The following is a 13584-nucleotide window of genomic DNA, read 5'->3' as shown; positions in this document are numbered from 1 at the left end:
CCTCAGCCCTCGCAGCAGCCGCCGTCGGATCCTTCGCAGTGTCCACCCGAGGCCGGCGCAGGAACATCAAGGACAGGGGAGCGGTCGAAGAACCCTTCCGGGCGCAGCTTGAAGCCGACGGTATCGACGGGCATGATCGGCCAGTCCTCGACTCGGGGGAAGTGCGTGAGGCCGAAACTGTGCCACAGCACGATATCCTCGCCATCGACGTTGCGGTCAGCAGCAGTCCAGCCCGGCAGTCCGGCATCACCGGGATGCTGGTTCGGGAAATCACCGGTCGGATAGCGTTCGTCCTCGTGATACTGCGATACCCACAGCGCCTTCGACGCAAACGTCGCCCGCCGGTGAACCGAGGAATCCTCGGCCGCCAGCAGAGTCGGCAGTCCCGTGGGATGAAGTTTGTACCCGATAGGCTCGCCGAGGCGGTTGACCGACTCCGGATTCGACACCACCCAGGTCCTGGCCACCGACTGATCAGCATCCCGTTGAGCTTCACGCTCGGACCGCAGCACCGTGCGCTTGCGGCTGAAGGCGTTGCCGCGCGGATTGGTCTCGGAGACCGGCAGGCGCACCACGTCTTCCTCTTCGACTCGGCACTTGCCGCCGTCGAGGGCGAAGTCGAGACGCGCCCCGAAGAGATGCTGATGGAACGGAGCACCCAGCCCGGGCGCGATCTCCGAGGCGAAATCGCTCGATCCGTCCGGCAGTGCCGAGGTGAACACGACTCCCGTGGCCTTGGCCTCGAACTCGATGGTGCCGTCGAGGTAGAGGTACCAGTAGAAGCCGTAGTCGTAATTGCCGACGGTGGTGAAGAAGGAGACGACGAAGCGTCGGTTGCGTCTGGTGTAATCGACACCGGACCACAGGTCCGAGTGCTTGGCCAGGATCGAGGCATCTTCCTCGTGCATGCAGACGCCGTTCTTGATCTGCCGCGGCTCGCCGAGGTTGTTCGCCACCCACGGGGAGAGGTAGGTGATGTCACCGAGGCAGTCACACCCCAGTTCGAGTGAGTTCGCGCATTGCCCGACGAGGTACTCGCCGGTGTCGAAATAGTTCTGCCAGGACCGCACCGGTGAGGGATCGCCGTAGGGTACGACCATTTCCGCGATGGCGGCACGGTCGAGGATCGTACGGGTGCGCTCGCCGTCGGTGAAGGCGATGTTGTGGAGGATCAGACCTTCACGCATGTCGAAGCCGACATCGAGTGACCATTTCTCCCACTCGATGTGATTGCCCTCGGACAGGGTGAAGCTCGGGCCTTCGGGCTGGGTGATTTCGATCGGCTTCTGCGTGGTGCGCATCGGACCGGTCAGTTCGGGGTCGGTGTAGTTCCCGTGCTCGGCAGGCACCGGGACATCCTCGAGGTCGAGGATCTGATCGACTGACTTGTTCGTGACATCGACATAGGCGACGAGGCCGTCGATCGGGTGCGCCCACGCGGAATCGGTCTCATGCTGTTGGTGGAAGGCGAGGCCTCGCAGGATCCGCCGACCACTCTCCTCCGGGTATTCGAAGACGCCCGCGGACAATGGTGCCACACGCACCTGTTCGACAGGCAGGCCGCGACGGGCGAGGATCTCCTGCCACTTCGGGTCTGCGGCAAGCACCTCCTCGACGATTCCGAACTCCTCCTCCATGACGGGGAACTCACCCTCGCTCGTGGAGTCCACTTCGGTCACGGAATCGACCCGGGCATGCGTTGCGGACACGATGATGTCGCGGGCCGTGCCAGCGGTCTTGTCGATGATGAAGGCACGGAAACGGCGGTCCACCTCGGCGGCGGTGCGGGCCTGGCCGCGCACGGGATCGAGCAGTCCGACGTAGGCCATGCGCGCCTCGGCGGGGAAGTGCCCGGCCTCGCGCAGCACCGTCGTGACGGTCGCGATCTCATCCTCGGTGGGCAGCGAGAACGGGGTGGGGGTGCTCGGAGGGGACGGCTCGGCGGGAGTGGAATGGCAGGACATGTGTGCACCTTTGCAACGAAATGTGTGTGCTGACTCACGTAATAACCTACACTTGTAGAAATTAAAGTCAAGAGCCGCCGCCGAAGTGAACCGGAGGACGTATGCCCAAGATCGTCGATCACGACCAGCGTCGGCGCGAACTCGTCGAGGCGACCCTGAGGATCATCGTCAGGCAGGGGCTTGCCGGGGCGACAATGCGCGACATCGCCGCCGAGGCGGGCTTCGCCAACGGTGCGATCAAGTCCTACTATCCATCCAAGTCCGACCTGCTCGAGGCCACCTACCTGTTCGTCTTCGATGCCACGAATCGCCGCGTCGAGTTCTCGACCTCGCACCTGCGAGGGGTCGACGCTCTGCGTGCCTTCGCTTCGGAGGTCCTGCCGATCACGCCCGAGCTCCACGACGAGGCCAGGGTCGTCCTGTCCTTCTTCGCCGAGGTGGCCCAAAGTCCCGATCATGCCCGCACCACGCGCGAGACCATGGCACGGTGGCGGACCTGGATCCTCGGCTGGCTCGGGCAGGCCCGTGATGATGGTGATTTGGCTGCCGAGGTGGCCCTCGAGCCCGCGGCCGATGTCCTCCTGACATATCTGCTTGGTGCCCAGACCGCCGCGATGATCGGTGGTGAGACCGTCGACTTCGCGGGCTTCCGTGCCCAGCTCGACTATGTCATCGACCGCATGTCGGCCGCAGCGCTGAAGGACAATGACCAATCGGTCGGTAAATCATGAAGTGCTCGTGACTCCCCGCTCGGTTGGGGATAGAGTGAGCGCCAAGTGATCGCCGACGCAGAGGTCGACGATCGGTCGTTTCTGCAGAGGACGAAGATGTTACTTGAGAACACAGCATCGGACTTCGACGGATGGAAGTCCCTCGTCTCGGACTCGTTCGTGCCGTTGGACACAGAGCCCCAGCGCCGCGGCGGATTCCGGGGAGCAATCAGCGCGCGCGATTACGACTCCGTCGTCATGTCCCACATCTCTGCCAATCCTCACGCGGTGCTGCGGACGCCGAACCTGATTGCTCGCGGCACTGACACCGACTCCAACGGCTCGGCCCCGAGTCCGGACAGCTACTACAAGGTCTCACTCCAGCTCAAAGGACACGGGCTGCTCATCCAGGACGGTCGAGAGGTGTCCCTGGCACCCGGCTCGCTGGCGATCTACGACACCTCGCGTCCTTATACCCTGAGCTTCGACTGCGACTTCTCCTCCTACGTCATGATGTTCCCGCAGTCGCGGGTCAATCTGCCCGCCGACACCGTCGGCCAACTCACCGCGACCTCGATCGGCGCTGAGCATCAGCTCGGTGCGGTCGCCACGCAGATCATCACCCAGGCCGGGGCCATGCTTCCCACTCTCAACAGGTCGGTCGGGATCAGGCTGGCCGGCAACGTCGTCGACCTGCTCACCACCGTCATGGCCGATGAGCTCACCGAGGCGAGGGATGCACCGGGGGAGAGGCAGCAGCTCTGGGCGGAGATTACTGAGTACATCGATGCGAACCTCGCGGATCCGCAGCTTTCGCCCTCGACGATCGCCGCCGCACACTTCATGTCCGTGCGGGCCCTCCACCAGATCTTCGAAGGCAGCGGCGAAACGGTCTCCGGAGAGATCCGCAGGCGTCGGATCGCCCGCTGTCGCCTGGATCTTGCGGACCCGTTGCAGGCTCGGGTGCCCGTCGCCGCGATCGGGGCCCGCTGGGGACTGAGCGATCCTGCTCATTTCTCCCGGCTCTTCCGCAGTGTTGTGGGCCGGCCGCCGGCCCAGTACCGCAGAGGCTGCCTGGGCTGAGGCGCTAGTCGGCGTGATCCGAGGCGCACGTGAAGACTGCGTCGAGCGTCAAGCGGAGTGCTTCCAAAGCCAAGACATGGCTGGCTTCGGTGCGAGATCCTGAACAGACAATCCTTTCTGTTAGGTGGATCACATGAGCACGCACGGAATCCTCGGCACCGGCGCCGAGGCGGAAGGCACCACAGCCTCGAGTCACTCAAGAGCAGGTCTCGGGGCGCGCCGGATCGGAACGCCGGCGCTCGTGTTCATGATCATCGCCGCCTCGGCGCCCCTGACCGTGGTCGCCGGCGGCGTCCCGAGCAATTTCGCGGTCACCGGTCTCCTCGGAATCCCATTGTCGTTCGTCGTCCTCGGCATCATTCTCGTCCTCTTCGCGATCGGGTATGCGGCCATGAGCCGACACGTGCACAATGCCGGTGCCTTCTTCGCCTACATCTCCAAAGGGCTGGGAAAGCCCGTGGGGATGGGAGCCGCTCTGACGGCTCTGGTCGCCTACAACTCGATGCAGATCGGCATCGCCGGAATGTTCGGCTTCGTCTTCTCCTCCTTCCTCGATTCCCTCTTCGGTCTGCAGGTCGCCTGGTGGATCTGTGCGCTCATCGCCTGGGTGATCGTCGGACTCATGGGCATCAGCCGTGTCGACTTCTCCGCGAAGGTCCTCGGGATCATCGTCGGCACCGAGTTCCTCGTCGTCATCGTCTTCGACATCATCGGTTTCAGTCACAGTCCCGAAGGCGTCACCGCCGACGGACTGCTGCCCGACCAGCTCTTCGCGCCCGGAGTCGGCGCGGCGCTGGCATTCTCGATCGCGGCGTTCATGGGCTTCGAATCCGGTGCGATCTACAACGAAGAGGTCAAGGACCCCAAGCGAACAGCAGGCCGGGCGACGATCATCGCTGTGAGCATCATCGCCGTCTTCTACGCGTTCTCCGCCTGGGCGATGACCGTGGGCGAAGGCGCTTCGAGCGTCGTCGGGCGGTCTCAGAAGTTCGGTCCCGATCTCATGTTCGTCTTCCTCGGTGAGCATGCCCCGGTATGGTTCGTCGACCTCGCGAACCTGCTCTTCCTCACCTCGCTGCTGGCCGCGCTCGTCGCCTTCCACAACATCGTGGCGCGATACTTCTTCGCCCTCGGCCGTGATCGGGTGCTGCCGACCGTCCTCGCCAGAACCTCCCGCCGAACGGGTGCACCCGTTGCCGGGTCTCTGGCCCAGTCAGGGATCGCTCTCATCGTCATCCTCGTCTTCGCATTCGTCGGCGCCGGCAGTGAGGATCCGCTCTTCCCTGTTGTCACCCTCTTCACCTGGCTGACGAACATGGGGGCCTTCGGACTCGTCCTGCTCATGGCGCTGACCGCGCTGGCCGTGGTCGGATTCCTGCGCTCTCACTCGCGCGAATATTCGTTGTGGACCAGGGCGATCGCACCAGGGCTCTCGGCGCTGGGGCTTATCGTTCTGTTCATGTCCATCGTCATCAATTTCAACGTCCTCATCGGCCTCGAAGGCACCTCGGTGCTCTCCTGGCTGCTGCCCGCCATCGTGCTTGTGCCCGGCATCATCGGCACCGCCTGGGCCCTCGTCCTCCGAGCGAGGCGCCCACAGCTCTATGCAGGTGTCGGTTCAGGTGGAAGCCTGGGATGAGACCTCGCCATACCCACCCCATGACCACACGATCCACCCCCAGAAAAGGAGAATCATGAGCACCGACCTCACCACCTTCGCAGGACTGCTGTCGATCATCGAAGACCCCAACGGTCGAGAACTGCTCGATCCTGCCACCGGCGAGGTCGTCGGTCGCACCCGTGAGGGCAGCGCCGCCGACATCGACACCGCCGTCGCAGCTGCACGCAAGGTTCAGCCGGAATGGGCGTCGCGGACGTCGAAGGAGCGCAGCGATCTGCTGAACCAGGCCGCTGACGCGGTCGAAGCCTCCGCCGAGGCACTGGCCGAACTGCTCTCGCGTGAACAGGGCAAGCCGCTCAACGGACCCAATGCCCGCTTCGAGGTCGGTGCCTGCGCCGCATGGCTGCGGGCCAATGCCGCCTTCGAGCTCGAGCCTGAAGTTCTTGTCGACGACGAGGAGACCCATGCCGACCTCCACTACGGACCCGTCGGCGTCATCGGAGCAGTTGGGCCCTGGAACTGGCCGATGATGATCTCCGTGTGGCAGTTCGCCCCCTCGTTGAAGATGGGCAACACCGTCGTTCTCAAGCCCTCCGAGTACACGCCTTTGTCGGTGCAGGCACTCGTCGCAGTCATCAACCAGGTCCTGCCCGCCGACGTTCTCACCGTGGTTCCCGGCAGCGGCGAGGTCGGCGCGGCCCTGACATCTCATGCAGATGTCGACAAGATCATGTTCACCGGATCGACGAAGACCGGTCAGGCAATCATGCGATCGGCAGCTGACACCCTGGCCCGTCTGACCTTGGAGCTGGGCGGCAATGACGCAGGCATCGTGCTCGAAAACGCCGATCCCGCTGCCATCGCCGGCGACCTGTTTTGGGGCGCGTTCATCAACACCGGTCAGACCTGTGCGGCGATGAAGCGCCTCTACGTGCCTGAGTCGCTGTACGACCAGGTCTGCGATGCTCTCGTCGAGGTGGCCAAACAGTCACCGATGGGCGTGGGCCTCGAGGAGGGCAACGTCCTCGGTCCGCTGCAGAACAAGCAGCAGTACGACATCGTCGCCAAGCTCGTCCAGGCAGCCAAGGACGGGGGAGCGCGCGTACTCACCGGTGGTGATCCTGTCGCCGATCAGCCCGGCTACTTCTACCCGACCACGCTCGTCTCCGACATCGACAACGACAACCCACTGGTCGCCGAGGAGCAATTCGGTCCGGCCCTGCCAATCATCAAGTACACGGATCTGGAGCAAGCCATCGCCTGGGCCAATGAGCTCGAAGTCGGACTCGGCTCCTCCGTGTGGGGCAGTGACCTCGAAGAATGCAAGAAGGTCGCGGCCCGCCTGGAGGCAGGATCGACCTGGATCAACAAGCACGGCGCCGTGGACCCGCGCATCCCCTTCGGCGGTGTGAAGAAGTCAGGCTTCGGCCTCGAGTTCGGTCTCGAAGGACTCAAGCACGTCAGCGTCCCACACGTGATCAGCTGGTAACACTCACCGGAGTCAGCGGGTCCCTGGCTCAGCCGTCAGTGAGGATCTGCTGGATTGCCGGCGCGGTGATAGCGACGATGTCGTCGACCGCCGCCTCGGCGAGAGTGGGCACTCCGACGACAGACCTGCCGGTGACGATGCCGACGAGCATCGACGATGCCAGTGCTGCGCGCAATGCGGCGCTGGCATCACTGTTATCCGCAGTGCCCTCCAGCAGCCGGGACTGGATGAAATCGGCCAGCTGATTGCTGGCGTTCTCATTGACGATCGCACCGCGCAACATCGCCATCAGCGGCTGTGATTCCTCGGGGACAGATTCCCAGGCGTGCAGAAACGCTCGCACGACTCGTTCGCCGAGGTGGTCGTCGGGTCCCTCAAAGGCGGTGTCGAACCGTTGCAATGCCGAAGCCGGCACAGCCATCACCGCGGCGAAGAGCTCCTCCTTCGAGCGGTAGAACTGCATCACCTGGGAAGCATCGACCCCGGCATCGGCGGCGACGAGGCGAATCGTCGTGTCGGTGAATCCTTGGTTCGCGAACCGAGCCCGTGCGGCATCGAGGACCGCCTTGCGGGTGCTTCCGGACCCGGGGCGCCTGCCGCGCCGGGTCATTGACGACGATTTGCTGTCCTTGCTCATAAGACAAATGTATCTCCCAGGAAAATTTAACTCAACGCGTGTTGAGTTTGTGACCGATGCGGACGTAGGCTCTTATCATGAGCGATGACCAGAAGACGTACATTCCATCCAGCCCGCTGCCGGAGGCCAGGACCGGCATTCTCACCGCCTTCGATCCGGGTACCAGAACCCTTGAAGCCGGCTTCCGAATCGCACCGCAGTTCCGTGACTTGCCGGTCGATATCGTGTTCGAGAAGGACACTCCCGTCCAGCTGCGCGACGGCACCACCGTCCACGTCGACATCTTCCGCCCGGCAGGAGCCGAGCAGGTTCCGGTGATCGTGGCCTGGAGTCCCTATGGCAAGGCCCAGGGCACCTCGGCGAGTGTCATGGGAGTCTTCGGACTCGTCGGACTCGACAACTCGCTCGTCTCCGGTCTCGAGAAGTTCGAAGGCCCGGATCCCGCATACTGGTGCGCCCGTGGATACGCGATCGCCAATCCCGACATCCGAGGTGTCGTGGACTCCGACGGCGACAGCGTGCTCTGGGATCGACAGGAGGGTCGGGACTGCTTTGACGTCGTCGAATGGCTTGCCGGTCAGGAGTGGTGCTCCGGGAAAGTCGGCATGAGCGGAACGTCCTACTTGGCTGTCTCGCAGTGGTTCACCGCGGCCGAACAGCCCCCGCACCTCGCCGCGATCAACCCTTGGGAAGGAGTCAGCGACGTCTACCGTGACCTCGTGATGCGCGGCGGAATGCCCGACACCGGGTTCGCTCGCCAGCTCCAGGAGGGAAGCTTCTTCGGCAAGAACCGGAAAGAGGACATTCTCGCTGAGGTTGATGCTCATCCTCTGATGGACGAATTGTGGGAGAACAAGATCCCCGAGCTCGACCGGATCAACGTGCCCGCCTACGTCGTGGCCAGCTACTCCAACACCCTGCACACTGCAGGCACCTTCCGAGCCTGGAGGCGGATTGTCCCGGACGAGAAGTGGCTGCGGATCCACAACTCTCAGGAATGGCCCGACTACTACGACGAAGCCAATGTCGAGGACCTTCGCCGATTCTTCGACCGCTATCTCAAGGGTGAGAACAACGGGTGGGACGAGACGCCGCGGGTGCGCTACTCGGTCCTCGACCTCGAAGGTGGTGACCGTACCGGCATCCCTGCCGAATCATTCCCACCCGCCGAGGCGGAGTCGACGAAGTTCTACCTCGAGGCGAACTCGCGGAGCCTGACACCATCGGCACCGGCCGCCTCGGCGGAAGTCGGCTACGACATCGACGCCACCCCGAACGCGGTCTCCTTCATCACCCGATTCGATGAAGAGACCGAACTGGTCGGATACCCGAAGGCCCACCTGTGGGTCGAGGCCCGCGGTTCCGATGACATGGACCTGTTCGTACTGATCCAGAAATTCGACGCACACGGGACTCCGCTGCAGGCCTTCACTGTGCCGAACCAGAATGCCCGGATCCATGATGTCACCGATCATGGGGCGACGATCTTGAAATACAAAGGATCTGACGGAAGACTGCGCGTCTCGATGCGCCACCTCGACGAGGCGCTGTCCACCGAGGATGTGCCTGCCCACACCTTCGACCGGGTCGAGAAGCTGCAGCCGGGTCAGGTCACCGAAGTGGAGATCGACCTGCTTCCCATCGGTTTGGCCTTCCACCCCGGAGAGCGGCTGCGCTTCGTCATCAGCTCACGGAACCTGCTGGGTACGATGATGCCGGGAATCCAGGAGTACGTCGGTGCGAACAGCGGTCAGCATGTGATTCACACAGGTGGAGAGAATGCTTCCTACCTCCAGCTGCCTGTGCTCAAGTAGTCGGCGAAGCAAGTCGCCTGCTTAGGCCTCGGGCAGAATCTCCCTGACGATCTCGATCACCCGAGCCAGGGCCTCCGAAGGGTTGTTGCGGCGCCAACCCAACGCGAGGGTGAAGGCATCCCCACCCTCGGCGAGGCGAACATAGGTGACGCCGTCGATGCGGATGTGGTCTGAGGATTCGACGACAATCGCGATTCCGACCTGCGCACCGACGAGTGCGAGCAGGCTATAAGGATCGGGGGCCTCCTGTGTGATGTGAGGGAGGAATCCGGCCTCATCAGCCAGTCGCATCATCACCTCACGGACTTGGGAGCCATGCGACGGGGCATAGGAGATGAACGGCTGGTCAGTCAGCTCGCTTATCGAGACCAAGTCACGATCGGCAAGCGCATGACCGGTGGGAATGGCAACCATCACCCGCTCCTGCCGGATGACGTGGACATCGACCCCGGCAGGCGAGGGTGGGCTGATCACAGCCAGATCCATCGTCCCGTCACGGACCGCCAGCGCGGCCTCTCCGGAATACGTCTGCGGATGCAGGTCGAGGTTGATCCCCGGCTGTCGGCGGGCCACTTCCCTCGACAGCCGCGACAGGATCGAATAGCCGCTGGTGCCGCCGAATCCGATCTTCACCCGGCCCACCACACCTTCCTGCGCGGCCCGGGCGATGCGACGAGCCCCGTCGACTTGGGCTTGGATCGCCTGAGCTGGTTCGAGGAGTGCCTCACCGGAGGACGTGAGTCTGACCCTGCGTGTGGTGCGTTCGAACAGCTGCACCCCCATGTCCTTCTCCAGCGAACGGATCATCTGGCTCAGCGCAGGTTGGGCGATGTGCAGAGTCTCGGCGGCCCGACCGAAATGCAGCTCCTGCGCCACAGCAGTGAATGCCGCGAAGTGCCGCAGCTCCATCCCATGAACCTTCCTTTGAGGGGCGGCGAGGCTTCCCGCGTCGACCAGCGATGCCATATTAATAACAACATCCAATTAATACCCTAGAGATTACGTCTTGGACTCTGAGTAATACAAGTGGAACAGTGATCATTGGCACAGATTGAGCCACCACCTCCAGCAACGAGAGAGCAGACATGAGCAACCTTGGATCAGCGCCGATCCGCGACACGGACGCGACACCAGCTTCGACAGTCGATCCCAAGCAGGGGCGCCGCGCTGGCACCGCAGCCTTCGTCGGCACCACCATCGAATGGTTCGACTTCTACATCTACGGCACCGCCTCGGCGCTGGTGCTGGGCAAGCTCTTCTTCCCGGAAGTCAGCCCAGCGATGGGCACACTCGCCGCCTTCGCCACGTTCGCCGTCGGCTTCATCGCCCGGCCACTCGGTGGCGTCATCTTCGGTCACTTCGGCGACAAATTCGGTCGGAAGAACACCGTCATCACGACACTCCTGCTGATGGGGATGGCCACGGTCGGCGTCGGCCTCCTGCCCACCTACGAGCAGATCGGCTTCATGGCTCCGATCCTCTTGGTCCTCCTCCGCATCATCCAGGGAGTCGCTATGGGAGGCGAATGGGGCGGTGCGGTCCTCATCGCGACCGAGTTCGCGCCGCCTGGCAAGAAGATCCTCTACGGCGCCTTTGCGCAGCAGGGTTCGCCGGTGGGCAATCTGTTGGCTACCGTCTCCTTCCTCGGACTGACCTATATGAGCGCGGAGAACTTCGGTGCCTGGGGTTGGCGAATTCCCTTCCTCGCCTCGGCGATTCTCATTGCCGTCGGTCTCTACATTCGCCTCAAGATCACCGAATCTCCCGAGATGATTGCAGCGACGGAGAAAGCACCGCAGAAGCGCACCCCGATCGTCGAACTGCTGCGTGACCACTGGAAGGTCGTCGGCTTGGCCATCGGCGCCGTCGTCACCGGCGTGGCCATCACCTACGTCAAAACCACCTTCGCGCTGTCCTGGGCGACGACCGACCTGGATTTCGGGCGCACCGAATTCCTTCAGATCGTGACTGTGGCCCTCATCGCCCAGGTGATCATCCAGCCCTTCGGAGCCATCCTTGCGTCGAAGATCGACACCAAAAAAGCCATCCTCGTCATGCTGCTGCCAGAACTGGTGCTGCTGCCGGCGATGTTCCTCCTTATCCAGACCGGCAACTACGGACTGGCGATGCTCGGCATGGTCTTGGCCACCGCGCCCCACGCAATGTACTACGCGGCACTAGCCGGCGTCCTCGCTCAGTTGTTCCCCACCACCATCCGCTACACCGGGATCTCCGTGGCCTATCAGGTTTCGACGGCTCTGTTCGCGGGCACCGCGCCTTTCCTCAGCCAGTTTCTGCTCAGCACAACTGGATCGATCTGGGTCGTCGTCTGCCTCGGCCTCGGATACGTCCTCATCTCCATTGTGTGTATGTCATTGCTGCTGCGCGGAAAGTCCTGGATCAACCGCGAAGGAGAAGTTGGGCACATCGCGAAGGAAGGAACCACCTCGGCGAATCCGGCAGATTCCGCCATCACGGCACCCGCAACCAGCCTCTGATCGGCACCGATCCGACCGATCAGCACAGCAACCACCGATGACCAGAGAAGGAACCATGAACTACGTCGATCTCGACCCAGCCCTGCAGCCCCTCATCGAGTCCTATCTCGAGTCAGCAGATCGGGAGCGCCTAGCCCCCGTGCTCACCGCTCTGGGTGCCGATGCTGCCGACAGGCTCGCACCGTTGGCTGACGTTGCCGACAAGAACCCGCCGACTCTGGCTCAGTTCAACCGCGAGGGCGATCGCGTCGACAGTATCGAATACCACCCCAGCTACCAGGAACTGCAGAAGGCCGCCTACGAGGAGTACGGTCTCTCCGCGCTCTCCCATCGCGGTCTCCATGGTTGGGACGACGTGCCGCCTCACCTGGTGAAGTACATCCTCTCCTACGTCTTCGTCCAGGCCGAGTTCGGTCTGGCCTGCCCGGTGTCGATGACCGATGCCGCAGCCAGGACCCTGCGGAAATTCGGCGAAGGCGAGCAGAACGCCGAGGCGATCGATCGTCTGATCTCGACCGATCCCGATCGTCGGTTCACCGGTGCGATGTTCATGACCGAGATCCATGCTGGCACCGACATCGCCCAGACTTCGACGGTCGCCGAACGCGACGGCGAAAACTGGGCGCTGTCCGGCCGCAAATGGTTCGCCTCGAACCCGGACGCCGACGTCATCCTCACCCTCGCCAGATTTCCCGGCGGCGATGACACCACACGTGGAGTCGGACTGTTCATGCTGCCCAAGCACCGTCCGGACGGGACGAAGAACTCCTATGTCATCGACAGGCTCAAGGACAAGCTCGGAACCAGGTCCATGCCCAGCGGTGAGGTCACCCTCAACGGTGCCTATGCCGTGCAGGTCGGGGCGCTCGAACGCGGGTTCCGGCAGATGGCGGAGATGGTCAACACCTCCCGACTGTCCAACGCGATGCGTGCCACCGCGCTCATGCGCCGGTCGATCAACGAAGCGCTCACCCACGCCCGCACACGTGTGGTCTTCGGCAAGACCCTCATTGAAGCACCCCTGATGCGCATGACCCTGCTGCCGCTGCAGGCCGAAGCCGAAGCCGCACTCGGACTCGTCTTCTACTGCGGTGACATGCTCCAACGGGCCGATGCCGGCGACGATTCCGCGGCCGCACAGATCCGCGTGCTCACCCCGCTGGCCAAACATTACATCTGCAAACGGGCTCGCTTCGTCACCGGAGAGGCGATGGAGGTCCGCGGAGGTCGCGGCTACATCGAGGAATTCCCCGATGCTCGCCTCGTCCGCGACTCCCACCTGGGCTCCATCTGGGAAGGCTCGAGCAATGTCATCGCCCTCGACGTCCTGCGCTGTATGCGCAAACAAGACACCCACCGCCTCCTGGCGAAGACGATGGAAGAGAAGCTGACCCCCATCACCCTCGCCGAGGCGGGCCCTGAGCTCCGTGAGCTTCTGAACAGATGGAGCACGATCGTCGATCGCGGTGACGCGGTTCTGAATGCCGAGGCTGATGCCGGCGAAGCTCTCATCGGCGGCTATGCCGACGATCTGGCGCAGCTGATCATGGCTACCCTGCTGCTCGAACAAGCTGATGCCGAAGTCACCCGCGATGCCAACTTCCGCAAGCTGCTCGTCGCCAAGGCCTTCATCGGCGGCAACATCACAGGCGACGAGCACACCGTGGTCGAGACCCTGTCTCACTTCGAGGACATCGTCGATGGCGAGACCGTGCCCCGCGACGCTGTGCCAGCCGATGTCGTCCCAACACCCGCACCCGTGGCCTGA

At 63.3% G+C, this 13584-nt stretch carries 10 protein-coding genes; 7 read left to right on the top strand and 3 right to left on the bottom strand.

What is annotated here, in order from left to right:
* Window positions 1–2: 2 nt before the first annotated feature.
* Window positions 3–1964 carry a primary-amine oxidase gene (locus HX613_RS00425; protein WP_235343510.1) on the bottom strand — a complete coding sequence of 654 codons (1962 nt, stop codon included), beginning with the start codon at window positions 1962–1964 and terminating at the stop codon, window positions 3–5.
* Between the two features lie 101 nt (window positions 1965–2065).
* On the opposite strand from HX613_RS00425, the gene HX613_RS00420 reads away from it, so the two are divergent.
* From HX613_RS00420 to HX613_RS00405, 4 genes are all read left to right on the top strand, one after another.
* Window positions 2066–2695, top strand: a complete 630-nt coding sequence (locus HX613_RS00420) for a TetR/AcrR family transcriptional regulator (RefSeq protein ID WP_235343509.1) — start codon at window positions 2066–2068, stop codon at window positions 2693–2695.
* Between the two features lie 96 nt (window positions 2696–2791).
* Entirely contained in the window at window positions 2792–3757 is a 966-nt protein-coding gene (locus HX613_RS00415; RefSeq protein ID WP_235343508.1) for a helix-turn-helix domain-containing protein, read from the top strand.
* Between the two features lie 133 nt (window positions 3758–3890).
* Complete coding sequence (locus HX613_RS00410; RefSeq protein WP_235343507.1) at window positions 3891–5396, top strand: APC family permease; 1506 nt, start codon at window positions 3891–3893, stop codon at window positions 5394–5396.
* Window positions 5397–5451: 55 nt separating this feature from the next.
* Window positions 5452–6867, top strand: coding sequence for an aldehyde dehydrogenase family protein (locus HX613_RS00405; protein ID WP_235343506.1), 1416 nt, complete (start codon window positions 5452–5454; stop codon window positions 6865–6867).
* A 28-nt stretch (window positions 6868–6895) separates the two neighbouring features.
* On the opposite strand, the gene HX613_RS00400 is transcribed toward HX613_RS00405, so the two are convergent.
* Window positions 6896–7504 carry a TetR/AcrR family transcriptional regulator gene (locus tag HX613_RS00400; protein ID WP_235343505.1) on the bottom strand — a complete coding sequence of 203 codons (609 nt, stop codon included), beginning with the start codon at window positions 7502–7504 and terminating at the stop codon, window positions 6896–6898.
* A 77-nt stretch (window positions 7505–7581) separates the two neighbouring features.
* Here HX613_RS00400 and HX613_RS00395 point away from each other — a divergent pair, with 77 nt between their 5' ends.
* Window positions 7582–9318, top strand: a complete 1737-nt coding sequence (locus tag HX613_RS00395) for a CocE/NonD family hydrolase (RefSeq protein ID WP_235343504.1) — start codon at window positions 7582–7584, stop codon at window positions 9316–9318.
* A gap of 21 nt (window positions 9319–9339) precedes the next feature.
* On the opposite strand, the gene HX613_RS00390 is transcribed toward HX613_RS00395, so the two are convergent.
* Complete coding sequence (locus HX613_RS00390) at window positions 9340–10284, bottom strand: LysR family transcriptional regulator (protein WP_235343503.1); 945 nt, start codon at window positions 10282–10284, stop codon at window positions 9340–9342.
* Window positions 10285–10403: 119 nt separating this feature from the next.
* Between HX613_RS00390 and HX613_RS00385 the strand changes: the two genes are divergently transcribed.
* A complete protein-coding gene (locus tag HX613_RS00385) occupies window positions 10404–11816 on the top strand; it encodes an MFS transporter (protein ID WP_235343502.1) in 1413 nt (470 codons plus the stop codon).
* Window positions 11817–11871: 55 nt separating this feature from the next.
* Window positions 11872–13584, top strand: coding sequence for an acyl-CoA dehydrogenase family protein (locus HX613_RS00380; RefSeq protein WP_235343501.1), 1713 nt, complete (start codon window positions 11872–11874; stop codon window positions 13582–13584).

It is taken from the genome of Brevibacterium sp. UCMA 11754, assembly GCF_021532275.1.
Lineage (GTDB): Bacteria > Actinomycetota > Actinomycetes > Actinomycetales > Brevibacteriaceae > Brevibacterium.
The sequence above is the reverse complement of the archived record's forward strand: the minus strand, read 5'-3'. Positions and strand labels throughout refer to the sequence as shown.